This window comes from Streptomyces violaceusniger Tu 4113 (assembly GCF_000147815.2).
Classification (GTDB): Bacteria; Actinomycetota; Actinomycetes; order Streptomycetales; family Streptomycetaceae; genus Streptomyces; species Streptomyces violaceusniger_A.
On sequence record NC_015957.1, the window covers coordinates 9,440,431 to 9,463,565 of the forward strand.

The 23,135-nt window shown below is 72.3% G+C and carries 25 protein-coding genes; 4 read left to right on the forward strand and 21 right to left on the reverse strand.

Features of this window, described 5'->3' with window-relative positions; all coding sequences use genetic code 11:
• Positions 1-44 precede the first annotated feature (44 nt).
• The 20 genes from STRVI_RS38485 to STRVI_RS38580 form a co-directional block, all read right to left on the reverse strand.
• Complete coding sequence (locus STRVI_RS38485; RefSeq protein ID WP_014060971.1) at positions 45-974, reverse strand: alpha/beta hydrolase; 930 nt, start codon at positions 972-974, stop codon at positions 45-47.
• Positions 975-1,119: 145 nt separating this feature from the next.
• Entirely contained in the window at positions 1,120-1,875 is a 756-nt protein-coding gene (locus STRVI_RS38490) for a DsbA family protein (protein ID WP_043241218.1), read from the reverse strand.
• Positions 1,876-1,971: 96 nt separating this feature from the next.
• A complete protein-coding gene (gene fabG, locus STRVI_RS38495; RefSeq protein ID WP_014060973.1) occupies positions 1,972-2,757 on the reverse strand; it encodes a 3-oxoacyl-ACP reductase FabG in 786 nt (261 codons plus the stop codon).
• Positions 2,758-2,790: 33 nt separating this feature from the next.
• Entirely contained in the window at positions 2,791-3,372 is a 582-nt protein-coding gene (locus STRVI_RS38500; protein WP_014060974.1) for a 3-hydroxyacyl-ACP dehydratase FabZ family protein, read from the reverse strand.
• Positions 3,369-3,830, reverse strand: a complete 462-nt coding sequence (locus STRVI_RS46790; RefSeq protein ID WP_014060975.1) for a 3-hydroxyacyl-ACP dehydratase — start codon at positions 3,828-3,830, stop codon at positions 3,369-3,371. Before STRVI_RS46790 ends, STRVI_RS38500 begins: the two co-directional genes overlap by 4 nt.
• A gap of 1 nt (position 3,831) precedes the next feature.
• Positions 3,832-4,086 (reverse strand): acyl carrier protein, encoded by a 255-nt coding sequence (locus STRVI_RS38510; RefSeq protein WP_014060976.1) that lies wholly within the window; start codon positions 4,084-4,086, stop codon positions 3,832-3,834.
• 34 nt (positions 4,087-4,120) lie between these two features.
• Complete coding sequence (locus STRVI_RS38515; protein ID WP_014060977.1) at positions 4,121-5,146, reverse strand: ACP S-malonyltransferase; 1,026 nt, start codon at positions 5,144-5,146, stop codon at positions 4,121-4,123.
• A gap of 38 nt (positions 5,147-5,184) precedes the next feature.
• Positions 5,185-6,453: a beta-ketoacyl synthase N-terminal-like domain-containing protein gene (locus tag STRVI_RS38520; protein ID WP_014060978.1), complete on the reverse strand. Its 1,269-nt coding sequence runs from the start codon at positions 6,451-6,453 to the stop codon at positions 5,185-5,187.
• 50 nt (positions 6,454-6,503) lie between these two features.
• Positions 6,504-6,899 (reverse strand): hypothetical protein, encoded by a 396-nt coding sequence (locus STRVI_RS38525; protein ID WP_014060979.1) that lies wholly within the window; start codon positions 6,897-6,899, stop codon positions 6,504-6,506.
• A 3-nt stretch (positions 6,900-6,902) separates the two neighbouring features.
• Complete coding sequence (locus STRVI_RS38530) at positions 6,903-7,310, reverse strand: DsrE family protein (RefSeq protein WP_014060980.1); 408 nt, start codon at positions 7,308-7,310, stop codon at positions 6,903-6,905.
• Positions 7,310-7,636 (reverse strand): DsrE family protein, encoded by a 327-nt coding sequence (locus STRVI_RS38535; RefSeq protein WP_014060981.1) that lies wholly within the window; start codon positions 7,634-7,636, stop codon positions 7,310-7,312. Before STRVI_RS38535 ends, STRVI_RS38530 begins: the two co-directional genes overlap by 1 nt.
• On the reverse strand, positions 7,633-8,424 hold the full coding sequence (locus STRVI_RS38540; protein ID WP_014060982.1) for an SDR family oxidoreductase: 792 nt from the start codon (positions 8,422-8,424) through the stop codon (positions 7,633-7,635). Before STRVI_RS38540 ends, STRVI_RS38535 begins: the two co-directional genes overlap by 4 nt.
• A gap of 25 nt (positions 8,425-8,449) precedes the next feature.
• Positions 8,450-9,568: a beta-ketoacyl synthase N-terminal-like domain-containing protein gene (locus STRVI_RS38545; protein ID WP_014060983.1), complete on the reverse strand. Its 1,119-nt coding sequence runs from the start codon at positions 9,566-9,568 to the stop codon at positions 8,450-8,452.
• Complete coding sequence (locus STRVI_RS38550; RefSeq protein ID WP_014060984.1) at positions 9,565-10,806, reverse strand: beta-ketoacyl synthase N-terminal-like domain-containing protein; 1,242 nt, start codon at positions 10,804-10,806, stop codon at positions 9,565-9,567. Before STRVI_RS38550 ends, STRVI_RS38545 begins: the two co-directional genes overlap by 4 nt.
• A complete protein-coding gene (locus STRVI_RS38555; RefSeq protein WP_014060985.1) occupies positions 10,806-11,798 on the reverse strand; it encodes a thioesterase family protein in 993 nt (330 codons plus the stop codon). Before STRVI_RS38555 ends, STRVI_RS38550 begins: the two co-directional genes overlap by 1 nt.
• A complete protein-coding gene (locus STRVI_RS38560) occupies positions 11,795-12,997 on the reverse strand; it encodes a beta-ketoacyl synthase N-terminal-like domain-containing protein (protein WP_014060986.1) in 1,203 nt (400 codons plus the stop codon). Before STRVI_RS38560 ends, STRVI_RS38555 begins: the two co-directional genes overlap by 4 nt.
• Entirely contained in the window at positions 12,994-14,139 is a 1,146-nt protein-coding gene (locus STRVI_RS38565; protein WP_014060987.1) for a beta-ketoacyl-[acyl-carrier-protein] synthase family protein, read from the reverse strand. Before STRVI_RS38565 ends, STRVI_RS38560 begins: the two co-directional genes overlap by 4 nt.
• On the reverse strand, positions 14,136-15,377 hold the full coding sequence (locus STRVI_RS38570) for a beta-ketoacyl-[acyl-carrier-protein] synthase family protein (RefSeq protein ID WP_014060988.1): 1,242 nt from the start codon (positions 15,375-15,377) through the stop codon (positions 14,136-14,138). The genes STRVI_RS38565 and STRVI_RS38570 overlap by 4 nt, the downstream gene beginning before the upstream one ends.
• Positions 15,378-15,415: 38 nt before the next feature.
• On the reverse strand, positions 15,416-15,667 hold the full coding sequence (locus STRVI_RS38575; protein ID WP_014060989.1) for an acyl carrier protein: 252 nt from the start codon (positions 15,665-15,667) through the stop codon (positions 15,416-15,418).
• Between the two features lie 285 nt (positions 15,668-15,952).
• Positions 15,953-16,702 carry a helix-turn-helix transcriptional regulator gene (locus tag STRVI_RS38580; protein ID WP_014060990.1) on the reverse strand — a complete coding sequence of 250 codons (750 nt, stop codon included), beginning with the start codon at positions 16,700-16,702 and terminating at the stop codon, positions 15,953-15,955.
• A 347-nt stretch (positions 16,703-17,049) separates the two neighbouring features.
• Here STRVI_RS38580 and STRVI_RS38585 point away from each other — a divergent pair, with 347 nt between their 5' ends.
• From STRVI_RS38585 to STRVI_RS38600, 4 genes are all read left to right on the forward strand, one after another.
• Positions 17,050-18,615 (forward strand): MFS transporter, encoded by a 1,566-nt coding sequence (locus STRVI_RS38585; RefSeq protein ID WP_014060991.1) that lies wholly within the window; start codon positions 17,050-17,052, stop codon positions 18,613-18,615.
• Between the two features lie 75 nt (positions 18,616-18,690).
• Positions 18,691-19,707, forward strand: coding sequence for a zinc-dependent alcohol dehydrogenase (locus tag STRVI_RS38590; RefSeq protein ID WP_014060992.1), 1,017 nt, complete (start codon positions 18,691-18,693; stop codon positions 19,705-19,707).
• A 92-nt stretch (positions 19,708-19,799) separates the two neighbouring features.
• Positions 19,800-20,582 carry an LLM class F420-dependent oxidoreductase gene (locus tag STRVI_RS38595; RefSeq protein ID WP_014060993.1) on the forward strand — a complete coding sequence of 261 codons (783 nt, stop codon included), beginning with the start codon at positions 19,800-19,802 and terminating at the stop codon, positions 20,580-20,582.
• The gene (locus STRVI_RS38600; RefSeq protein WP_014060994.1) at positions 20,579-21,850 is read left to right on the forward strand and encodes an MFS transporter; all 1,272 of its coding nucleotides are present in this window, start codon (positions 20,579-20,581) and stop codon (positions 21,848-21,850) included. Before STRVI_RS38595 ends, STRVI_RS38600 begins: the two co-directional genes overlap by 4 nt.
• Before the next feature lie 213 nt (positions 21,851-22,063).
• On the opposite strand, the gene STRVI_RS38605 is transcribed toward STRVI_RS38600, so the two are convergent.
• Positions 22,064-23,113, reverse strand: a complete 1,050-nt coding sequence (locus STRVI_RS38605; protein ID WP_014060995.1) for an ABC transporter substrate-binding protein — start codon at positions 23,111-23,113, stop codon at positions 22,064-22,066.
• Positions 23,114-23,135: the final 22 nt, after the last annotated feature.

The window sequence follows — 23,135 nt, forward strand, 5'->3', positions numbered from 1 at the left end:
TCCTCTTCCGAAAAGTTCCGTCCCGAGAGGGACGGTCAAGGTTGCTACCCCAGGGCCCGCTCAAGGAAATCCAGCACCACGCTCGCGTAGCCTTCAGGATCGGTCTCCAGCCCGAGCAGATGCTCGGCTCCGGGCAGGACGTGCGTCTCGGCCTGGGCATAGCGCTCGGCCAGCGCGTCCACCGAGGACGGCGGCACGATCGCATCGTGCTCGCCTGACATGAACAACAGGGGGATCTTGGCGAACTTGCCCGTCGCGGGCGGGGGCCACTGGGCCCGGAGCATGGCCGGGCCCACCGCGCACAGCGTCCGCGCCACCACCGAACGGGCCGGCTCGCCCTTCAGCAGGGCGGGCAGCGGCAGCGCCTCCGCCTCCAGGAACTTGCGCAGCAGCGGCGGGACGTCGTGCCCCGGCCCGCTGTCGCACACCAGCGCGTCAAGTTCGAATCCGTCGTGCGTCAGCGCCCACATGGATGAGAAGCACGAGAACGAGAAGCCGTAGAAGGCTATCCGCGCCGTGCCGTACCCCCGCTGGTCGCGCAGATGGGACACCACGGCGGTGACATCGCTCGCGAACCGGTCGCCGAGCCCGAACAGCGCCCGGTCGTCGCTGCTGGCCCCGTGGTTGCGGTGGTCGAACAGACAGACGGTGTACCCGGCGTCGTGCAGGAACTTGGCGTGGCGCAGGCTGTGGTCCTTCGCCGTGGCCAGGCTGTGCCCGAGCACCACCACCTTCTCGGGGGACGCCGGGCACAGCCAGGTGTCCAGGTGCTTCCGCGCCGCGAAGGGCACCTTCAGCTCCGTACAGGGCAGCCCGTGGTCCCGTGGGTGCTCCCGCTGTTCCCGGCGCCGCGGATGGAAGGCCAGATACGCCAGCCTGGCCCCGTACAGCGGGGCGATCGGCAGGGCCGCGGCCGAGAGGGCGCGGGCTCCCAGGGAGGGGGAGCGCGCCGACGTCTGGCGTGGCTCGGGCATCTGCGTCCTCCAGGAGGGGGAGTGTCCGTCGGCGGTCAGGGCGTTCTCGTCTCGGTCGCGGCGGGCGGTGGACGGGCGGGCGGGACGGTCGGGACGGGCGGTCGGGGCCGGGCGACAACGTGTGAACGAGCGGGCGGGCGAAGAGTCAGCCACAGCCTCCGGCATGGCCCGGATCGGCCGACCGGGCGGCGGCGAAGTCGGTGTCCGACGGCACGGCGGCGGGCGTGTCCCGGGAGCGGGGCCCGGACCGGTCACCGGAACCCGCGCCCGGCCCGGAGCCGGAGCGGACCGCCTCGACGAAGGCCGGCAGCCGGTCCACGCCCCAGAACTTGTCATAGCCATGGGTGAAGAACGGCACGCCGAACGCCCCGGCGTCGCTGAGCGCGAGCAGGGCCCGGAGCCCCCGGCCGCCGCGCAGCTCCTCGTCATCGGCCGCTGCCGCCGCCCGATCCGCCGGAAGCCCCAGCTCACCGGCGATGGCCGCGATGGTCGTACGGTCGCAGATGTCGCGGCCCTCCTGCCAGCGCGCCCGGTGGACGCGCTCGATGTAGGCGGGGCCGAGCCCCGCGTCCAGCGCCAGGAAGTACGGCAGATGCGGCACCTCCCAGACCGGGTCCTGATCCACCGGCCAGTTGACCGCGAGGCCGCGGTCGGTCGTCAGCCGACGCACATCCTGGAGGATATAGAGATGCTTCTCCCGGGACATCGCCGTATACGGAAAGTGATGGCGTTGTTCGGCCATACGGCGCTCACCATCCGCGTCCGGCTCCCACCACGGGTGCCATTCCACCGCCTGTGCGACATCCGGATAGCGGTCCATCAGGTCACGGTAGGCGATCCAGCTGTACGGGCTGCGGAAATTGAAATAGAAGCGCGGTACTTTGCTGCGCCTGGCTGCCACGTCCGTACCCCCTCGCTCGTCCCTCTCGTGCATGACGCTCATTGAGCGGCCCTCAGCCGGCGAACACCGCTCGAACAAAGATGCCGACGGCGCCCGTCAGAGGACGATGCCGCCGTCGACCTGGAAGACCGCACCGGTCACATACTCCGCCCCGACCAGGTACGCGACCATGTCGGCGACCTCCTCCGGACGGCCGAAGCGGCGCAGCGGGATGCTCTGCTCCGCCTCCTTGCGCACCCGTTCGGAAAGCTCCGCCGTCATATCGGTCTCGACGAAGCCGGGCGCCACCACATTGGCCCGTATGCCGTACTGTCCGACCTCCTTGGCGAGCGACTTGGTGAAACCGATGATCCCCGCTTTGGAGGCCGCGTAATTGCTCTGGGTCGCATTGCCGTGGACACCGGCGACCGACGAGATGTTGATGACGCATCCGGACTTGCGTTTCATCATTCCGAACACCACGGAACGGCACAGGTGATAGGTGCCGTCCAGGTTGACCTCCAGGACGTCCCGCCACTCCTCGTCCTTCATCAGCAGCAGCGGATTGTCCCGGGTGATCCCGGCGGAGGTGACCGCGACGTCGACCGGGCCGAGCGACTCCTCGGTGAAGGCGACCAGTTCGCGCACCGCGCCCGCGTCGCGGACGTCCGCCTGCCGGCCGATCACCCGCCCGCCGCCGTGCCGCGCCGCCTCCTCCTCCAGCTCACGGGCGGCGTCGGGGCTGGAGTGATGGCAGAACGCCACGTCGAAGCCGTCCCGGGCCAGCCGCAGCACGGTGGACCGGCCTATGCCCCGGGAGCCGCCGGAGACCAGCGCGACGCGCGGCGTCGGCTCGTTGTCACCGGATGCGCGGCCCGTGTCGTCGGATATTCGGTCGGACATACGGTGAGGTCCTTCTCCCGGAGGTGGTGTCGGTCAGAGGGGGTCGGGCACAGGGGGGTCGGGCACGGGCGGCGCGGCCACCGGCGAGTCGGTTACGGGCGGGTCGGTCGCGGGCGGGCCGGTCACAGACGAGGCGGTCACGGGCGAGGCGTCCAGGTCGGAGGCCGGGCGCATGGTCATCGTCAGCCGCCCGATGGTGAGGACGGTCTCCTTCCCGACCAGGCTCTCGCCCTCGAAGACGAAGGTCTCGCCGACCTGGCGGGCCAACCGCACATGATGCTCCACCACATCGCCCGGCACCACCGGGCGGTGGAACTCGGCGTCGGTGATCCCGCCGAGCAGCATGGCCTTGCCCGTGCGTACGTCGGGGTTGGGCCGGTCCCAGGCCACCAGCACCCCGGCCACATGGCACCAGGACTCGATGAGCACCGTCCACGGATAGTGGTAGTCCTCCGCGGACGCGGTGTCCGGCATCCCCTCGTACCAGGGCTCATTGCAGGTGACCGCCTTCAGCCCGCGCGCCCGCTCGCCCGGCACCAGGTCGGTGACCCGGTCGACCAGCAGCATGGGGTAGCGGTGCGGCAGCACCCGCTTGATCTCATCGACAGTGATCATCCGGCGTCCGCTCCTCGGCCCTGGCCTCTCCACTCCCCTGCCCCGGCCTCCGCGCCCTGGGCGTCCCGGTTCTCGAAGCGCAACCTTATCTGCGCGGCAGGTCCGCGCCCGGTGGCCGCCGAGGCCCGGCAGCGCACCGCACCGTCCTTGCGCGACCAGACGTATTCGCTGGTCAGCTCGTCTCCGGGGTAGACCGGGCTGAGGAAGCGGGAGGACTCGACGGCCGCCAGGACCCAGCGCCCGCCCGGTTCGCGCTCCGGCAGCGTGGCGAGGGCGCCGCGCTGGACGTACTCCACGACACATACGCCGGGGAAGATGGCGAACCCGGGGAAGTGCCCGGCGAACACCTTCTCCGACGCGCCGACCACGGCCACGCACCGGGCGGGCCGCTCACCGGGGACGCCGGGGTCCACGACCTCCACGGTGCCGTCGACCGGTCCGCACGCGGCCGCCGTCATCTCACTTCTCCAGCTTCGAGGCGAGCAGGTCGTGCACCTTGCGGAGCGTGGTGATGTCCTTCATCTCCCGCTCCTCCAGCTTCACCGAGTACTTCTTCTCCAGGACGACCATGACCTCGAGGGCCATGAGGGAGTCCACGCCCAGCGTCTTGACGAAGTCGGCGTCGTCGGTGACGTCCTCCTCGTCCACATCGAGCACATCCGCGACGAAGGTGCGCAGTTCATCCATGTCCAGGGCGGCGGTGGCGTCGGCCATGCGGGGGTCTCCTTCCGCTCTCAAAGAGTGAGGCTCAGCGGGGTTCGGGTGTTCCGGGTGTTCCGGAGCTCTCGGGGGTTTCAGGGGTTTCAGGGGTCGTGAGCTCGGCGAGGGCGGCGGCCGACTCGACCGGGACGGTGAGCGCGCCCTTCGCGATCCGACGGATCATGCCGGTCAGTTGGCGCCCGGGGCCCAGCTCCACGAACCGGGTGCAGCCCAGTTCACCGGCGAGCGTGCGGACGCTCTCCTCCCAGCGCACCCGGCTGGTGAGCTGGCTCAGTTCGAGCTCCCGCCAGTGCTCGCCGCTCGCGTACGGGCGGGCGTCCACGTTGGCGACGACCGGGAGATGCTCGGGGGCGAACCGCACGGCGGCCAGGGCCTCGCGCACCTCGTCGGCGGCCGAGGCCATCAGCGGACTGTGGAAGGCGCCGCCGACGGCGAGCCGGATCACCTTGCCCTCGCTCTCGACGGCCAGTTCGGCGAGCCGGTCGACGGCCTCGGCGGTACCCGAGAGCACGATGGCGCCGGGTGCGTTGACATTGGCGATCCAGACCTGGCCGCCGTCCTCCTGGACCCGGGCGACCAGCGCCTCCACGGTCTCGGGGCGGAGCCGCACCACGGCGGCCATGGTGCCGGGCGACCGCTCGGCACACGCGCGCATGGCCCGGCCGCGGGCGGCGACGAGACGGGCGGTGTCGGCGAGCGGCAGGGCCCCGGCGGCGTGGAGCGCGGTGTACTCGCCCAGGCTGTGCCCGGCGCAGGCCACCACCCCGTCCAGCAGCCCGGCGGCCTCCGCCTCGCGGTGGGCGAGCACCTCGGTGGTGAAGACGGCGATCTGGGCGAGATCGGTGCGGCGCAGCGTCTCGTCGTCGGCCTTCAGCAGGAGTTCCTCGACGTCGATACCGGTGTACTCCGATACCTCGGCCACCAGCGCCCAGGAGGCGGTCTCCCGCCACGCCTGGCCCATGCCCGCCTTCTGGGCGCCCTGCCCGGGGAAGACGAGCGCCGTACGGGGCGCCGCTCCGTCGGGGGCGCCGCGCGTCGTCTCTCGGTCCGTCATCTCAACCAGCTCCTTCAGCTCAGGGGGCGGCCGGCCCGTCACCGGATCCGCAGCAGGGCCGCGCCGACCACGCCGTCCCGGTCCACGGTGGTGACCAGGGCGGTATCGCCATTTTTCAGAGGCTCGGTTCGCCTCCGGGGCGCTTCAGTCGCTGTCGACGGTCGACCGTGCTCGGCCCCTTCGTTCCTCAGGGGCCTGCGCGCGCTCTCCCTTTCGACAGCGACGCGCCCCTTCGGCTCACTCGCCGAGGAGGCACCCGAGGGGTCATGCTCGGCGAGCGCCAGGACGGCGGCGATCTGGAAGGCCGCGGCGGCGGCGCAGGTGTCCCCGACGGTGTCGGCGGCCGTGATCCGCGGCGGCTCCGCACCCCCGAGGGCGTCGGCGAGGGCGGCGCGTTCGGCCGCCCCCTCGGCGCCGGGGGCGCTGGAGTCGGCGACGGCGCTCAGCTCGCCGGGGGTCACGCCGGTGCGGTCCAGCAGCCGGCCGATCGCCTCGGCGAGCACCGTACGGGCCTGCTGCGCGTCCGCCGCGCAGCCGAACTCCAGGCCGAGGACCTCGGCGAGCCCCTTACGGCCGTGTTCGCGCGCCGAGGCGTCGGGCTCCAGCAGCCACACGGCCGCGCCCTCCCCGAGGACGGCGGCGCTGTCGGCACTCTCCTCATCCGCCCGCGCGTGCCACTCCAGCCAGGCGCGGGCCGAGGAGAACTCCTCGACCGCCCCGCACAGCACGGCCTGGGCGCGTCCGGCGCGCTGCAATCGCAGCGCGTACCGGAGGGCGAGCAGTCCGGTGGCGCGGCCGCCCGCGATGGTGGTGTTGGGGCCCCTGAGCCCGTGCCAGATGGCGGACTGACCGGCGGCGCAGTTCATCACGGTGTTGGGGAACCGGGCCGGGTCCACGTAGAAGGGCTTCTTCCCCACCAGCGAGTCCCGGGTGAAGTCCATGATGCTCTGGGCGGAGCCGGTGCTGGTGCCGAGTGCCAGGCCGGTCTCCTCGCCCACCCCCGGCAGCCGCTCGGCCTCGTCGTGTTCCCGCTCCCCGGTCAGCAGATGGCGGATCGCGGTGACGGCCAGTCCGGTGGCCCGGTCCATGGAGCGGGTGCCCTTACGGCCGAGGATCTGCCGGATGTGGAAGTCGGGCACGAGGCTCGCCTCGCGGAACGGCACCGACCACTCCTCGGGGTCCAGCGGACGGCCGGCCGTGCGGCCGGACCGCAGGGCCGCGGTGAAGTCGGCCCCGCGCAGTCCCAGGGGCGATACGGCGGTCCAGGCCGAGATGACCGGGACTGCCCCGCCGGGGGCGTTGACCATGGGTTCGGGTACTCCTTCGGTAGAGGCCCGGGGGCCGTGGGAGGGGCGGGTCACAGGAACCACACCTGTTCGTAGGAGGGCCAGCGCGCCGCGAGGTCGTCGCCCTCGATGACGCGTACGCCGGGCAGCAGCCGCTCGGCGGCGGTGCGGCCGAGCGCGGCCAGGCCGTCCTCCTCGACCAGCACGGTCACCCCGGCGGCCAGCAGCTTCGCCACGGAGGCCGGTGGGTGGGGCAGGGTGTCCAGGGTGTGGTCGCCCAGGCGCAGCGTGGGCCGCGGGCCCGTGTCGAGGGCGTAGCCGACGGCGGGGCCGCGCAGCGCCACATCGCAGCCGCCGCTCTGCCGGTGCAGATCGGGCACGCAGTACAGCACGTCGGCGTACTGGGTCTCGATCGAGCCCCGGTACGCCTTCTCCACGATCACCAGCCAGCGCGCCTGGTCGCCCATGGCTCAGCACACCCCCATGAGCAGGCTCTTGTCCGCCGCGTTCACATGCTCGGCGAAGACGAAGGGGGCCCGCGTGCGCACCTGCGGAATCTGCTCTGCGGCGCCCCGCTCCTCGGCGCAGAAGCGGCACACGTACCAGTACAGCCGGTCGGGGTGATCCTCGATCAGCTCGCGGACGACGCGGGCGGTGGACGGATGCTCGCGCCCCAGGTCGGTGTAGTCGCGCGGTTTGGTGTCGCCGAGGGCCGCGCCGGTCAGCCGGGTGGCGTCGCCGCAGGTCCAGATCTGCACCCTGGCCCCCCGGGCGAGCAGCGCGGACGCCAGCCGCAGCGCCGAGGTGACCAGGTCGGTCTGATGGGGCGCGCCGAAGAGATTGAGCAGCACATCGGTACGGGGGACGGGCCTGGGCATCAGTGCCACACCGCCCTGACCCGCGGTTCCAGCAGCTTGGCGGCCACGTCGTCCATCTCCACCAGCCGCGCCCGGGGCGTCAGATCGGCGGCGGGCAGGGCGCGCTGGGCGGCGGAGAAGGAGTCCACCCACAGCTCGCCGCCGTCGCCGAGAAACGTCTCGATGCCCGGCGCGGTGCCGGGGACGGCGGCCGTCACGCCGTTCTCGACGAGGAACAGCACCACCTGGTGGCCGTCCCTGGCCAGCCGCGCGGCGTCGCCGAGGAACCGCTCGCAGGCGGGTCCGGTCTGCGGTCCGCCCGTCTCGATCAGCAGATGGGCCGTCATGTCAACAGCTCACCTCCGTCCACGCCGATCACATTGCCGGTGATCCAGGAGGAGTCGGTGCGCGAGAGCAGCGAGACGGCTTCGGCGACGTCCTCGGGCCGGGTCAGCCGCCGGTGCGGATTGAGGTCCCGGGCGTGGGCGGCGAGCCGGTCGCTGCCGGGGATGCGCTCCATGGACGGGGTCGGGGTCACCCCGGCGCGCAGCGCGTTGACGGCGATACCGGAGGGGGCGAGCTCCAGGGCGAGCTGGCGTACATGGGACTCCAGGGCGGCCTTGGCCGCGGAGACGGCGCCGTAGTAGGGCATCACCCGGGTGCCCCCGGCGCTGGTCATCGCGTACACCTTGGCGCCCTCGCGCAGCAGCCCCGCGGTGAACAGGTCCTGGGTCCAGTAGACGAGGGAGTGCGCCATCACGTCGAGCGTCATGTTCATCTGGCGGGCGGTCAGGCCGTCCTCGCCCTCCGCGCCGACGTACGGCAGCAGGGTGCCGAAGGCCAGGGAGTGCACCACGATCCGGATGCCCGTGCCGCCGGTCAGCTCCTCGAACCGGGGCAGCAGCTCCTCGCGGGTGCGGGCGGAGGCCGCGTTGGCGTTGAAGAAGTGGGCCTCGACGCCGTGGCCGCGCATCTCCTCCCGGGCGACGGCGGCCTTCTCCTGGCCGTCGGTGGTGTCGAAGTGGACGCCCAGGATGTGGACGCCCTCGCGGGCCAGTTCATGGGCGATGGCCAGGCCCATACCGCTGGAGGCGCCCAGGACCAGGCACCAGGAACCTTCGAGTCGGGTGATCATCGGCCGCTCGCCCTCCGTCGTCCGCTCATCGGCTGCTCGCTTCCGCGCTGCTCGCTTCCGCCCCTGCGGCCCCGCCCGGGGTGGCACCGCCCGGGGTGACCAGGCAGACCGCGGCGTTCCCCTCGGCCGCCGCGGTGACGACGGCGTGGGCGTGGCCCGCCGGTGCGCCGAGGGCGGCGGCCACGCGCGCCACCGGCTCCAGGGCGCCCGCGCCCGCCAGGACCCGCTCGGGCTTCCCGGCCGCTGTCCGCCCGCCCGGCGCCAGCTCGTCCAGCACCTTCTCCTCCAGCGCCACCGCCACGGCCTCGCCGACCGGGGAGCCGTCCAGGACGGCGGTGACGGCCAGGGGTTGGTCCGGCCGGTGGCCGAGGGCGTCCAGCGCGTCCCGCAGCAGCGCCGCGGCCCGCTCGGCCCCCTCGGCGGAGGCGGCCACCCGCGGCGGCAGGAAGAACGAGCGGACGCCCACCCGGCCCAGCGCCGCCACCCCCCGGCTCCGGGCGGCCGTCTCGGGCTCCAGCACCAGCGCGACGGCTCCGGCCTCCGAGGTCTCCGCCCCCGGTTCGCTCTCGGGCAGCGCCTCCTCGGTGGCCCCGGCCAGCAGCCACCGGGCCCGCCCCGTGGCGATGGCGCGCTGGCCGTTCTGGAGCGCTTCGAGGCCCGCGACCCGGGGGCTGGTGAACGTGAGGTTGAAGCCCTTCAGGTCGTGTTCGGTGGCCAGTCGGCTGCCGAAGAGGTTGATGGAGAAGTAGGGCGCGGTGACCGGGGACAGATCCCCGGCCCCGGTGACGGTGACCGTACGGTCCATCGTGTGGTGCAGGGCGACGGCCGCGCTGTTGGTGCCCACCGCGGCGCCCCGCTCCTCGGGCCCGACCGCCTCCATGGCGTCCGGGCCCGCCTGTGCCAGCGCGCCCTTGGCCGCGGCGAGGAAGTACTGGGAGGCGGCGGGCAGGTACTTGTAGCCGTGCCGGCCGAGCGCCGTACGGAAGTCGAAGCCGTCCGCGCCCACGGTGCCGATGCCCGTCACCACCAGGCCGACGGCCGGTTCGCTGCGCGCTGCCTCCTCGTTCGCTTCTCCGCCCACGCGGCGCAGAGGCGCGGCTTTCGTCGCCATCTGCGGCCCGGCGGCCGCACGTGCGTCGCTCACGCGGCGGCCTCCCCGAAGACGAGCGAGATGTTGTTGCCCCCGAAGGCATAGGCGTTGACCAGCCCGTACGCCCCGGTCATGGGCGTGGAGCCGTACGCCAGCGGCACCGCGCACTCGGGATCGGGCGTGCCGACCGGCACATTCGGCGGCAGCGTCTTGTGGTGCAGCACCAGACTGGCGGCCAGCGCGGCGAACGCGCCCGCAGCGCCGCCGGTGTGCCCGATGAGCGCCTTGACGCTGTAGAGCGGCGTCCGGGGGGTCAGCGCGTCCAGCACCCGGCTCTCCACGACATCGTTGAGCGCGGTGCCGGTGCCGTGCGGGATCACGAACCCCAGCCCGCCGGAGCCGGACCCGGCTCCGGGCCCGACCCCTGCCCCGGCCCCCGCCTCGCCCAGCGCCACGCGCATCGCGCGCTCGATCTGCTCGCCGGAGGGCTCGGGGGCGGTCGCGTGGTGGGCGTCGCAGCTCCAACCGGCGCCCGCCAGACGGCCGTAGACGGTGCGCGCGCCGCGCGCGCGGGCGTGCGAGGCGGACTCCAGGACGAGCACCGCGGCACCCTCGCCGAAGACGGTGCCGCGCCGCTCGGCGGCGAACGGACGGCAGCGCTCGGGGTCGATGGCGCCCAGCCGGTTGAAGCAGGCGAGGGCGACCCGGGAGTACGCCTCGGCGCCGCCCGCGATGACCACGTCGGCCTCGTCGGAGCGGATCAGATCGGCGGCCATCGAGAGCGCGTAGCCGCTGGCGGCGCACGCGTTGCTGACACAGGTGTTGACGCCCTGCGCGCCGAACCACCCGCCGACCACCGAGGCCAGCGGGAAGGCGGGCGCCCAGCGGGCGGACGCGGGGGCCTCGCCGGTCCACCAGCCCTCGTGCAGATCCGTGTCGCCCATACCGGTGCTGAGGGCGACGGCCACCCGGCGCGGATCGAGCCCGGCGTCCGTGGTGCCCGAGGCGCCCGGCCCCGGCAGCGCGGCCAGCCCCGCGTCCGCGACCGCCTCGCGCGCCGCCGCGAGCGCGAACTGGGAGCCGCGTCCCAGCGGCAGCCCGTCCTGCTCCTCAGGACCGTCCGGAAGGTCGGCCTCCGGCACCAGGTACATCAGCGGATGGTCCATATGCGCGAGCGGATCGGGGACCCGCACCGGCGCGGTCTCCGCCGCGTGCATCCCCCGCCAGAAGGCGCCTGTGCCCGCGCCCAGCGGGGACAGCGCGCCGAGTCCGGTGACCAGTACGTCGTCCATCAGGTGCCGCTCTGCATTCCGGCCAGCGCGTCCAGCACCCGCTGGTCGAAGGGGACCAGCCGCCAGTCACTGCGGTTCTCGATCACCGCGTAGCCGTGGGTGATCCGGCCGGTGGCGGTGAGGGTGAGCGTGCCGTCGCGGACGACGAAGCAGTCCATCCGGGCGGTGTAGGTGAGGTCCTTGAAGATCTCCTCGACCGTGTAGACGGTATAGAGATCCTCCTCCATGACCGCCTCGTCGACGACGCGTACCGAGGACTGGGGGACGACCGGTATCCACCTGCGGTCGTCCAGCAGGGTCTTGATGGAGATGCCGCGGTCCAGGACGAAGCGGTCCTTGGCCTCCTCCATCAGCCGCAGATAGCCGGACATCTGCAGCCGCTCGGTGAAGTGGCAGTACGGATAGGGGATGTTCCACTTCCAGGCGTAGGCGTTGCGGCCCTCGGTCAGCGAGGCCAGGACGGCGTCCTCGTCGCCGTCCGGCAGCGACACCCGGATCCGCGCGAGCTCGCCGGTGGGCCCCTCGGCCCCCAGCCGGTCCACCACGAACGGCGCGAATTCGGCGGGGGGTTCGGCGGGCTCCGGCAGATAGGCGTCGGCGCGCAGTGAGACCCGCACCTTGGCGGCGACGGCCTTGAGGACCGAGCCGTCGCGCTCCACGCGGAGGGTCACCCGGAAGCCGAGGGTGCGGTCGTCGTCGGCGGTGTCGGGCGTCACCTCGGCCTCGGCTACGTCGTCCATGTGGAAGGCGTGCAGGATGCGGGTCTCCAGGGCGACGATGTCCAGCCCGAGACCGTGCTCCTCGTACAGCCGCCGGGCGGGCGCCCCGGAGTCCGCGAAGTGCACCAGGACGGCTTCCTCGACGAGGTAGTTGACGTGTTTGAAGCCGATCCAGGTGCAGATGTTCGAGCCCTCGTAGCGCGGGCGCAGCCGGACGGTGGTGGCGTCCGTCAGCAGGGCTTTGGTCGACATCGGCGGGGCGGCGGCGGTCATCGGGAACACTCCATGGCTGAAAGGGGGGCTCGTGGGGGGTGCGGGTGGCACCGGTCGGGCGTGGGGCGCAGCAGCAGTCCGGCCACGGCGTCCGCGGTGTCGTCACCGCTGGTGATCAGCGCCTGGCGGGACGCGGGCACGGGCACCGGGCCCGGCGCGGCCCCGGGACCGGCGGCGATGCCGCTCCCGGCTCCCGTTTCCGGCCCGGCATCCGGCCCGGCGGCCTGCGGCCCGGCGCCGGTCTCGGCGTCCGTCCCGGCCTCGGCGCGGGCCAGCCAGCCGATGGCCGCCGCGCACTGCAGCACCCCGAGGGCCCCGGAGGCCCGGCCCACCGCGCTGGTGACGTCGTAGCGCGGCACTGACTGCGGAACCGGTACGGCCCCGGCGGGCCCCTCGGCCCCGGCACGGGCCCCGGCGGGCCCCTCTGCGTAACGCTCAGGGGTGAACCAGACGCCGGGCGCGGCGCCGCCCGGCAGCAGGGCCTCCACACAGCCGCTGAGCCCGGCCCGCCGTTCGTACGGGCCGAGGGTGGCGGCGGCTCGCGCTCCCCGCGCCTCGGCCCAGTGGGCGCCCTCGACGACGATGGCGGCCGCGCCGTCCAGCAGTTCAGCGGCGGGCCGGCCGAGCAGATCCTCCACGACGGCGTTGTGCGTCTCCACGCCGATCACCACCGCGCGCCGGACCCGGCCCGCCGCGACCAGTGCGGCGCCCCAGTGGACGGCGTCCAGGCCGGATGTCGCCCCGTTGCACAGCATCAGGTTGGGGCCGCGCAGTCCGTGGCGGATGGCGACCCAGGAGGCGATCACATTGCTGGAGGCGTTCGGCAGGCTCATGGGGCTGAGGTCCACGGCCGAACGCTCGGCGATGGCGGCGGCGGTGAGGCAGGCGGTGTCGAGGTTGCCCAGATTGGAGCTGGCGACCACGCCGACGGTGTCGCCCGGCACCATCACCTCCTCGCCGTCGGAGGGGATCAGGCGGGCGCTCCGCAGCGCGTCGAGCGCGGCGCACAGCGCCAGCCGGGTGGCCCGGTCCTTGTAGCGGTGGCCCCGGCGGCCGATCCGGGCGGCGGTGTCGAACGGTTCGGCGGCGGGCCCGGTGACGGGGCAGGCGGTGCCGCGCAGCAGCGCGTCGGGGGTGTCGGCACCCGGGAGGGCCAGGCCCACGCCGGTGACGACGACTTCGCCGGGGCCCTGCGTCATCGGCCGGCCCTCTCCACGATGGCCACCGCGTTGACACCGCCGAAGCCGAACGCGTCGATCTGCGCGACCCGCAGATCCCCGCCGTCCCGCGCCTCCTCCCGGACGAACCGGAACGCCGCGGCCTCGGGCAGCGGTTCGGCCAGGCCCAGGGTGGGCGGCACCCGGCCCGACGCCAGGGACTCCAGCGCGACGATCAGGCTGAGCAGACCGGAGCCGCCCGAGGTGTGGCCGGTCATGGACTTGATGGCGGTCATCAGGGGCCCGCGCACCTCATGGCCGAAGACCTCGGCGATGGCGGCGGCCTCGGCGGCGTCGTTCAGTTGGGTGCCGGTGCCATGCAGCAGCACGAGATCGATGTCGCCCGGTGTGACGCCCGCCCGCCACTGCGCCTCGTGCACCGCCCGCGCGATGCCGCGGGGGTCCGGGGCGGTCACATGGCGCGCGTCGCAGTTCATGCTGACGGCGCGCACCCGGCCGAGCGCGCCGGTTCCCGCGCCGGGCTCCTCCCGACGCAGCACCACGGCCGCCGCGCCGTCGCCCATCAGCACCCCGCGGCGGTTCCGGTCGAACGGCCGGACGCGGTCGGGAGGTTCGCTGTTGACCCGGTCCAGCAGCCCGTACATCGACTCGGTGAGGGTGTCCACACCGGCCACCACCACGGTGTCCTCGGCCCCCGTGGTCAGCAGGTCGGCGGCGAGTGCCAGTGCGTAGAGGGAGGCCGAGCAGGCCCCGGAGAAGGTGTGGGTACGGACCGCGCTGAAACGTGTCCGCAGCGCGGTGCCGAAGTGCAGCCGGTCGATGTCGAAGGGCGTGCCGTCGCGCCAGGCGAGTTCGGCGGAGCGCAGTTCCCGCAGCCCGGTGCCGACGAGGACGGGCACCTCGCTCAGGTCCTCGCCGAGCCCGGCCTGGGCCGCGGCCTCGCCGACCGCGCGCAGCAGCCAGTCGGTGGCGCGGCCCGGGAGGTCGGCGCCGGGCGCGGGGCGGTCGTCGATCTCGTAGGCGTGGCGGGTCCGGTACCGCTCCGGGTCGAAGCCGCGCAGTTCGCCGAGTCCGCTGATGCCGGCGCACAGAGCCTGGAAGACCTCGTCGACGCCCTCGCCCACGCTCGCCACGGCCCCGGCGCCGGTCACCAGCTGACTCATGACCAGTCCGCTCGGCTCTTGCCGAAGATGACGACGGCGTTGTTGCCGCCGAAGGCCAGACCGTTGTTCTGGACCACCTTCAGGTCGGCGTCCACGGCCTGGTTGGGCACACAGTCCAGACCGCATTCCGGGTCGGTCTCTTGGTGGTTGATGGTCGGCGGGATGAAGCCCTCGGTGAGCGCGAGGGCGCAGGCGATCGAGGCCAGCGCCCCGGCGGCGCCCATGGAATGGCCGATCATCGACTTGATGGAGACCGTGCGCGGCGGGGCGGCGTCCCCGAACACCTGGCGGATGGCGCGGGCCTCGGTGATGTCGTTGGCCTTGGTGCCGGTGCCGTGCGCGGAGATGAAGTCGACCTCTTCCGGCTTGACGTGGGCGTTGTCCAGGGCCAGCCGCATACAGCGGGCCACGCTGTCCTGGTTGGGGGCCACGGGGTGGTCCGCGTCGCAGTTGAGTCCGTAGCCGAGGACCTCGGCGTAGATACGGGCGCCCCGGGCCAGCGCCGACTCCAGGCTCTCCAGCACCAGGATGCCCGCCCCCTCGCCGGTGAGAATGCCCTTGCGGTCCTTGTCGAAGGGCTGGCAGCGCTCGGGGGCGATGGTGCCCAGGCGGTAGAAGCCGGTGAAGGTCTTACGGCACAGGGCGTCGGCCCCACCGCACAGCGCGAGGTCCACGTCCCCGCCGCGGATGGCGTCGAAGCCGTAGCCGATCGCGTAGTTCCCGGCGGCGCACGCGGTGGGGAGGGTGACCGCCTCGGCCCGGGTGAGGCCGAACTCCTGGGCGATCGCGCTCGAAAGCCGTCCGGCGGGCACCCGCCGGGCGACCGTGGGATCCATCCGCTCGGGCCCCAGGTCCACTTCCTCCTCGACCAAATGATCCAGGTCCCTGGACTCGCCGTCGGTCGTGCCGACGGAGATCAGACAGGGGATGTCGCGCAGCGCGCTCTCCGACTCGGCGAATCCGGCGTCGGCCACCGCCATACGGGCCGCCGCGACCGAGAACCGGCTCGCCCGGCCCAGGGTCCGGACATCGAGATTCCGAATCCACCGGTCCGGCTCGAAATCCTTGACCTCACACGCCGTAGAGCGGTCGAAGCCCTCCGTGTCGAATGCGGTGATGGGGCCCGCCGCGCTCTTCCCGGCGCGCAGTCCGGCGAGGAATTCCGCCGCGCCGATGCCGATTCCGGACACCGCACCGAGGCCGGTGACGACGACCCTGCGACCCGGCTCACCACGCATTTCGCCCTGCCTTCCGAGAGACCGCCAAGTTCCGGCGGTCACCAGCCCGCCGCGTCGGAGACAACCTCGTAGACGCTTTGAAGGTTCACCATCCGGCTGAGTTCGGACTGCTCTATGACGATATTGAAGGTCTTCTCCAAAGCCGCGAGTATTTCAATGGCACGCAGTGAATCCGCGTCATGCTCTTCTTTGAAGAGACTGGTCTCAGAGACCTCGTCGGGGTCGATCTCAAGAATATCGGTGACGATTTCCTTGATGGTTTCACGACGCTCTTCGACGATGGCGGTCATTACCGCGCACCTCCATTTTCGGGCATGGGCAAAGCGACGAAGCTTCCGCTGACGCTAGGCGCCGGTCCGGGAGGGGACAACCCCAGAGTCCACTAGCTGTCACATGCCGGGTGAACACCAGCGTTCGACTGGTCCGGGTGTCATAAAGCTGCAGACGGCAGCCGGTTACCGCGCGGTCAGAACGTGGAATCTGCAGGAAGCTGCCAGGTCGTCAGCGGACAGAAGCGTGCCAATAACGCTCAAACCAGCAACAACCCGGCTGCTGCCCGCAGGTGCGGCCCGCCCCTAGTCGGGGTCGGACTCCATCAGCCCGGCGCGCACGGCGCGCACTCCGGCCTGGAACCGCGATTCGACCTGCAGGTCCCGCATGATGTCAGCCACATAGCGACGGTAGGTACGCACCGAAAGGCCGAGTTTGCGGGCCGCCGCGTCGTCCTTGTAGCCCTCCGCCATCAGCTTCAGCACCTCGCGCAGCACCCGGCCGCGCGCGCCGCCCTCGAACGACAGGGGCCGCATCGGGCGCTGGGCCGTGTCCCACATGCCGCACAGCAGTTGATGCAGCATATCGGCCACGGTCGAGTTCTGGATCATCGAGGCGCGGGAGCCGCCGGGCTCGCCCGGCGAGGCGTCGGGCGCGATGACCGCCGCGCCGTCCACGACCACCAGCTCCTGCCGCACCCCCTCACAGACGCGGACCTCCAGCCGCGCCACGGTCCCCACCGAGCGCTGCCACGCCGCACCCCGGATGACGCCCGGCGGGCAGAGCATCCGGGTCCTGACCCCCTTGCCCGCCAGTTGGGCGAGCGTCTGTCCGACCAGCCGGGCGTGGTCCTCGCCCGTCACCTCGGGCAGGCTCCAGATCACATCCCGCTCGGCGCGCAGCACCAGCCGCGCCACCCACCCGGCCACGGCCTCCCCGGCCACCGGCAGTTCGGCGGACGCCGAGGCCAGCGCGGAGCGGCGGTGGTGGTGCACTGCGGACTCCAGCAGGCGTAACGCCTGGCCCAGAGTCTCCTCCAGGTTGTCCGACCCCATGTCCGGCTCCGTTCGAACCGCTCTCGCCGCGCCCACCTCCGCGTCAAATCCGTCAATAGGCACTCGCCCATTTGGTTGAATTCCGAAATGGCTCAAAGGACACCCCCGTTCCCTTTCCGGGAACAGTAACGAGCCCCCTGGCACACGGCAAGGAAGATCGTTCCTTATGGGACACTTCCCGCCGGGAAATACCCTCGCGTTCCGGCCACGACACCTCCCCGTGCCGGCAAGGGGCTGCGCCCCCGCTCGGCGGATTGGTAACTTCCTCTAGAGCCAGCACGCCATCCCTTGCCATACGACGCGGACCCCCCACACCTCACCCTCGGGTCCCGAAAGGCGCCGCCCCCATGGCTGCACAGAACACCGCGACCACCGATGCCGCGCAGACCGGTTCCGCGCACTCCCCCACCGGCCGCCAATGGCTCGCGCTCTCGGTGCTCGTCCTGTCCCAACTCGCGGTGTGGCTGGACAACACCGTGCTCAATGTGGCCCTGAAGACCCTCGCCGATCCCGACGAAGGGCTCGGGGCGAGCCCCAATCAGCTCCAGTGGAGCATCAGCTCGTACACCCTGGTCTTCGCGGTGCTGCTGTTCACCGGCGGGGTGCTCGCCGACCGCTACGGCCACCGCCGCTTACTGCTGACCGGCATGGTGCTCTTCGGCGCGGCCTCCGCCTGGGCCGCCTACTCCGGCTCGGCCACCGAACTCATCGTGGCCCGCGGCGCGATGGGCATCGGCAGCGCCCTGATCATGCCCGCGACCCTCGCCCTGATCGCCCAGGTCTTCGACGAGCGGCACCGGGCCACCGCCATCGCCATCTGGTCGGGTTCCAGTGGAATCGCGATCGCGACCGGGCCGATGCTCAGCGGAGCGCTGCTCGACCACTTCTGGTGGGGGTCGGTCTTCCTGGTCAATGTGCCGATCGTGGTGCTGTGCGTGGCCGGTTCATTCGTCTTCCTGCCCGGTGTGGTCACCCGGGTGCGGCAGAAGTTCGACCCGCTGGGCGTGGTGCTCTCCACCGCCGGGCTCTTCGCCATCGTCTGGGGCGTCATCGAGGGCGGCCACCGCAACGACTGGACCGATCCGGCCATCGTCGCCTCGCTGGCCGGGGGCGTGCTGCTGGTCGCGGTCTTCGTCCTCGTCGAACTGCGCGTCGCCAACCCCAGCTTCGACGTCCGGCTCTTCCGCGACATCCGCTTCACCGGCGCCAGCGTCGCCGTCATGCTCACGTTCTTCGGGCTCAACGGCTCGATGTACTACACCAGCTTCTATCTGCAGGGCGTCCAGGGACAGACGCCGCTGGAGTGCGGGCTGTCCATCGCCCCGGTCGCCCTCGGCGTGCTGCTGGGCGCCCCGCTCTCGGCCAAGCTGGTACGGAACCACGGGGTGCGCCCGGTCGTCACCGCGGCCATGCTGATCGCCACCACCGGCTTCGTCGCCTATGTCTTCCTGGACGAGAGCAGCGGACTGCCGCTGTTCTGGGTCTTCCTCATCCTCCAGGGCCTGGGCATGGGCGCCGCCGTCGCGCCCACCACCGAGGCGATCATGGCCATCCTCCCCGCCGACCGGACCGGCGCGGGCTCCGCCGTCAACAACTCGCTGCGGCAGATCGGCGGGGTCCTCGGAGTGGCGGTCCTCGGCTCCGTCCTGGTCAGCGTCTACCGCGACCGGGTCACGCCCCGGCTGAGCGGGCTGCCCGCCGGTGACGCAGCCGCCGCCGGGGAGTCGCCCGAGGCCACCCGGCTGCTCGGCGCGAAGATGCGGCTGCCCCGGCTGTCGGACATCGCCGACGAGGGGTTCGTCCACGCCATGCATGTGGCCTCCGTCGTCGGCGCGGCAGCCGCCGCGGCCGGAGCAGTGATCATCTGGTGGGCGTTCCGCAGGACGTCTTCCGGTGCGCGATCCAGCATGTGATCGTTCTTCCTTGCCACCCCTGTCGCCCCGACATAGCCTCCCGGCACAACATCCTTAATCCGGAAGGCAGTTCACATGCGTACAGCTGTCATCACGGCGGCAGGCCAGGTGGAGACCAGAGAGATACCTGTCCCCGACATCGGTGACTCCGAGGTGCTGGTACGCATCGCGGCCTGCGGTATCTGCACCATGGAGGCCAATCTCTACGCGGGGCGGATGACGGTCTACCCGGCCGCCGCCGGACATGAGATCTCCGGCTGGGTCGAGCGGATCGGCGCCAAGGCCGCCGCACTGGAGGACATGCCCGCCGTCGGCTCCCTCGTCGCCCTCGACGGACTGCCGCGCTGCGGGGCCTGCCGAAGCTGCCGGCGCGGCCAGACCGCCATCTGTGTCGCGCTCCAGGGGCACAAGCGGGAGGACGGCGCGATCACCATGGGCGCGGGGCTCGCCGAATACATCGCCCTGCCCGCCTCACGGGTGTGGTCGGTCGGCGACACCGACCCCGCCGTCGCCGCCATGGGCGAACCGCTGGCCTGCGTGGTCCACTCGCTGCGCCGCGGCGGCTTCCGCGCCGGGGACCGGGTCACCGTCATCGGCGCCGGCTACATGGGCCGTCTCCACCTCGCCGTCGCCGCGCAGCTGCAGGCCCGCGGCGTCGCGGTGGTCGAACGGGACGAGCAGCGGCTGGCCGCCATCGCGGCGGCGGGCGCCGACGCGGCCGTCACCCCCGAGGACATCGGCGGGCTGCCCCCGGCGGACGTGGTCGTCGTGACCATCGCGTCCAAGGAGGCCATCGCCGCCGCCCTCGCCGCGGTCGCCGACGGCGGCACCATCGTCCTCTACGGCGGCGGCCCCGGCGGCCCGCCCGCCGAGCTGCCCGGCTACGAGGTGCACCGGCGCCAGTTGACCGTCACCGGCTCCTTCAGCCATGAGCCGGACGACTGGCGCGCCGCCGCCGAACTGCTGCGCGGCGGCCGGCTGTCCGCACGGCTGGAGACGCTGGTCACGGCGCGCTACCCGCTGGACGAGGTCGAGAAGGCGCTCAAGCAGGCCGCCGAAACCCCCGTCTACCGCGTAATCGTCACGCCGTAACAGCTCCGCTTCGGCCGCATCGCCGACAGAGCCACCAACAGGGTCGCCCACAGAGCCGCCCACAGAGTCCCCCACAGAAAGGATTCACCTCCGTGTCCCTGCGCGTAGGCGTGCAACTCCACCCCCAGCACACCGGAATCGCCGAGCTGCGCACCGCGTGGCGCGAGGCCGACGCCCTCGGGGTCGACTCGCTGTGGACCTGGGACCACTTCCTGCCGCACACCGGCGATCCCGCCGGGCGCCACTACGAATGCTGGTCGCTGCTGTCCGCGATGGCGGTCGAGACCCAGCGGGCCACCATCGGGCCGCTGGTGAGCTGCACCGCGTTCCGCAATCCGGATCTGCTGGCGGACATGGCCCGCACGGTCGACCAGCTCAGCGGCGGGCGGCTGGTGCTCGGGCTGGGCGCGGGCTGGTTCGAGGCCGAGCACACCGAGTACGGGCTGCCCTTCCCCGGACCGGCCGGGCGCATGGACGCCTTCGCCGCGTCCGTCACCGCCGTCAAGGAACGGCTGGCCAAGCTCAACCCCGGCCCCGCGGGGCCGCTTCCGCTGCTGATAGGCGGCGCCGGGCGGCGGCGCACCCTGGAGCTGGTGGCCCGCGAGGCCGACTGGTGGAACTGGTACGGCTGGGCCTCCGAGGACCCGGTCGCCGACTTCCGCGAGCTCAGCGGCGTCCTCGACCAGTGGTGCGAGCGGGTCGGCCGGGACCCGGGCCAGGTCGCCCGCACGGTGATGGTCAACCCGGACCAGTTGCCGCTGGTCGAGGGGTTCGCCGAGGCCGGGGCGGTCCATGTGGTGCTCTCCCTCCCGGCCCCGTACGACCTGCGGAAGGCCGAGGAGCTGCTCAAGGTGCGCGCCGCGCTCACCTCGTGACGGCCCTCCGCGCGACGGCGCCCCGCACGCCCCTGGGGCGCCGCTTCGGCCTGCTCATGGGCGCGCTGCTGCTCTCCAGCCTGGGGAACGGGCTGTGCTTCCCGTTCACCTCGATCTACATCAGCCAGTTGCTGGGGCTCGGCGGCCGGGCGGCGGGCGGCTACTTCATCGCGATGGCCGCGGCCAGTTTTGCCGCCGCCCTGGCCGGCGGGCCGCTGGCCGACCGGGGCGGCCCGCACCGGGTGGGCGCGCTGGGCACCGCGGCGCTCGCGGCCGGATACGCCCTGCTGGCGCCCGCCGGCTCGGTGCCGCTGGTGCTCGTCTCGGGGGTGTGCGTCGGGGTCGGCTTCGGGCTCTTCTACGCCTCGATCGTGGGCGTCGTGGACACGGCCGTCCCCGAGAGCGGCCGCCGCGCGGCCTTCGCCATCCGGCACATCGTCAACAACGCGGGGGTCGGGCTGGGTTCGGTCGCGGCGGGGCTCGCGCTGCACGGCGCGGACACCCCGGCGGGGACGCTGCGCTGGCTGTATCTGGCCAACGGGCTGGCGGCGCTGCCGCTGATCGCGGTGATCCTGGGCGTACGGCCCCGGGCCACGGCCGAGGCGAAGGAACGGCCCGACGGCGCAGGACCGTCCGGGCCCGGGCCGACCTATCGCTCCCTGCTGCGCGCCCGCCCCATGGCCCTGTTGATCCTGGCCCAGGCGCTCTTCGCGATCGTCGGCTTCACTCAGATCGAGGTGACCGTACCGCTGCTGCTGCACGACCGGATGGCGGTCACGCTGGGCTGGGTCAGCGTGGTGGTGGCGGCCAACTCCTTCGCCCTGATCGCGCTGCAGCCGCTGCTGCGCGGCCGGCTGGAGCGGCTGCCGGAGACCGTGGTCCTGGCGGGCGGTCCGGTGCTGTGGGCGGTGGCGTTCGGCTGCGGTCTGGGCGCGGCGCTGGTCGGGGAGGCGGCCCCGGGCGCCGTACGGTACGGACTGCTGCTGGCCTTCGCGGTGGTCTTCGCGGCGGGCGAGCTGATGTACTCCTCCGCCTTCTATCCGCTGCTGCTGCGCTGGTCGGGCGAGGAAGCGGTGGGCCGGGCGAGCGCGCTCGCGTCGCTGGCCTGGAACCTGGGCACGGCCTCCGGGCCGCCGCTCGGGCTGTTCATCGTCGCCCACGCCTCGGCGACGGGCAGTTGGCTGGCGCTCGCGCTGGGCGCGGCGGCCGCGTTCGCCGTGACCGCCGCGCTGCGCTTTTCAGGGCTCGGTTCGCCTCCGGGGCGCTGAAGCCCCTGTCGACGGTCGACCGTGCTCGGTCGCTCGCGCGGCGGCAGCCGCGTATCGATCGCAGCAGCCCTCGCTCCCTGCGCGCACGCTCCCTTACGACAGGGTCGCGCCCCTTCGGCTCGCCCCCAGCTACCGCTGGGAGGTGCCCCCGGCCGGACGGCCGGACGGCGAGCGCCTGAACCACCCGCCGCCGCCCGAACTCTCGTCAACCGGTTACGACTTGGGCAGGTAGGACGTGTCGTAGGCGTCCTCCGGCGTGACGGTCTTCTCCAGGAGCCCCTGGTCGTACATGAAGTCGGCCATCCGGGTCCAGGTCTGCGGGTCGATCGCGCCCAGCTCGCCCTGGTCGTCCTTCATCAGCGGCGCGGTGGCCTTGAGCACGGCGCGGGCGTTGTTCCGCTGCTTCTCGCCGCGCAGCCCCGGTACGTACTTCTCGCTGAGCTTGATGGCCTCGTCCTGGTGGTCGATCGCATAGCGCAGTCCGCGCAAAGAGGCGTCGACGAACTTCCCGATGTCGTCACCGCGCTTGTCGAGCGTCTTCTTCTTGGCGCCCAGACCCACGCCCACCAGCGGATCTCCAGCCGTGCCCGAGTCGAGGGTAATCGACCGGACGCCCTTGCCGGCCTCCTTGAACGAGACGGCGTCATTGTTGAGATAGCCCATCACCCCCTCCACCTTGTTTCCGGTGAGGGCCGCCTGCTGGGTGAAGCCGATGTTCTGCACCTTGGCGTCCTTGGCGGAAAGGCCGCCCTCCTTGAGGAGCGCCAGCAAACCGAAATAGGTCTCGCCGAAGGGACCGGGTGTGCCGATCTTCCGGCCCTTGAGATCGGCGGGGGTGCGGATCTCGGAATCCTTGGGCACGATCAGCCCCACCGGATATTTCTGGTAGAAGGTGGCGATGTCCACGACCGGCACGTTTTTGGCGCGCGCCTGGAGCATCTCGTCACCGCCCGCGTAGATCACATCTTCCTTGCCCGAGGAGAGGGCCCCGAAAAGATCTTCGGCGGCGCCGTGGTGGCGCAGCGTCACATTGAGTCCCGCGTCCTTGTAGTAGCCCTTTTCGGCGGCCACATAGAACGGCGAGAACTGGATGTTGGGGGTGTAGGTCAGCCCCACCGTGATGCTTGTCCCGCCCTTGGCCCCCGCGTTCTTCGGCTCCTCGGCGCATGAGGTCAAAGTGGCCAGGGCCACCACCGACGCGAGGGCCGCGCCCATGACCCGGTATCTGCGAGCACGCCCCATGGACGTCTGCACGAAACGCACGTACTTCTCCTCTGGGATGAAA

Coding starts and splice junctions, on each gene's coding strand:
- STRVI_RS38485 (WP_014060971.1), bottom strand. CDS start 974: ATGCCCGAGCCACGCCAGACGTCGGCGCGCTCCCCCTCCCTGGGAGCC.
- STRVI_RS46790 (WP_014060975.1), bottom strand. CDS start 3,830: ATGACGGCGGCCGCGTGCGGACCGGTCGACGGCACCGTGGAGGTCGTG.
- STRVI_RS38575 (WP_014060989.1), bottom strand. CDS start 15,667: ATGACCGCCATCGTCGAAGAGCGTCGTGAAACCATCAAGGAAATCGTC.
- STRVI_RS38585 (WP_014060991.1), top strand. CDS start 17,050: ATGGCTGCACAGAACACCGCGACCACCGATGCCGCGCAGACCGGTTCC.
- STRVI_RS38570 (WP_014060988.1), bottom strand. CDS start 15,377: ATGCGTGGTGAGCCGGGTCGCAGGGTCGTCGTCACCGGCCTCGGTGCG.
- STRVI_RS38535 (WP_014060981.1), bottom strand. CDS start 7,636: ATGACGGCCCATCTGCTGATCGAGACGGGCGGACCGCAGACCGGACCC.
- STRVI_RS38590 (WP_014060992.1), top strand. CDS start 18,691: ATGCGTACAGCTGTCATCACGGCGGCAGGCCAGGTGGAGACCAGAGAG.
- STRVI_RS38540 (WP_014060982.1), bottom strand. CDS start 8,424: ATGATCACCCGACTCGAAGGTTCCTGGTGCCTGGTCCTGGGCGCCTCC.
- fabG (WP_014060973.1), bottom strand. CDS start 2,757: ATGTCCGACCGAATATCCGACGACACGGGCCGCGCATCCGGTGACAAC.
- STRVI_RS38555 (WP_014060985.1), bottom strand. CDS start 11,798: ATGACCGCCGCCGCCCCGCCGATGTCGACCAAAGCCCTGCTGACGGAC.
- STRVI_RS38565 (WP_014060987.1), bottom strand. CDS start 14,139: ATGAGTCAGCTGGTGACCGGCGCCGGGGCCGTGGCGAGCGTGGGCGAG.
- STRVI_RS38500 (WP_014060974.1), bottom strand. CDS start 3,372: ATGATCACTGTCGATGAGATCAAGCGGGTGCTGCCGCACCGCTACCCC.
- STRVI_RS38525 (WP_014060979.1), bottom strand. CDS start 6,899: ATGGGCGACCAGGCGCGCTGGCTGGTGATCGTGGAGAAGGCGTACCGG.
- STRVI_RS38580 (WP_014060990.1), bottom strand. CDS start 16,702: ATGGGGTCGGACAACCTGGAGGAGACTCTGGGCCAGGCGTTACGCCTG.
- STRVI_RS38515 (WP_014060977.1), bottom strand. CDS start 5,146: ATGACGGACCGAGAGACGACGCGCGGCGCCCCCGACGGAGCGGCGCCC.
- STRVI_RS38520 (WP_014060978.1), bottom strand. CDS start 6,453: ATGGTCAACGCCCCCGGCGGGGCAGTCCCGGTCATCTCGGCCTGGACC.
- STRVI_RS38510 (WP_014060976.1), bottom strand. CDS start 4,086: ATGGCCGACGCCACCGCCGCCCTGGACATGGATGAACTGCGCACCTTC.
- STRVI_RS38530 (WP_014060980.1), bottom strand. CDS start 7,310: ATGCCCAGGCCCGTCCCCCGTACCGATGTGCTGCTCAATCTCTTCGGC.
- STRVI_RS38550 (WP_014060984.1), bottom strand. CDS start 10,806: ATGGACGACGTACTGGTCACCGGACTCGGCGCGCTGTCCCCGCTGGGC.
- STRVI_RS38560 (WP_014060986.1), bottom strand. CDS start 12,997: ATGACGCAGGGCCCCGGCGAAGTCGTCGTCACCGGCGTGGGCCTGGCC.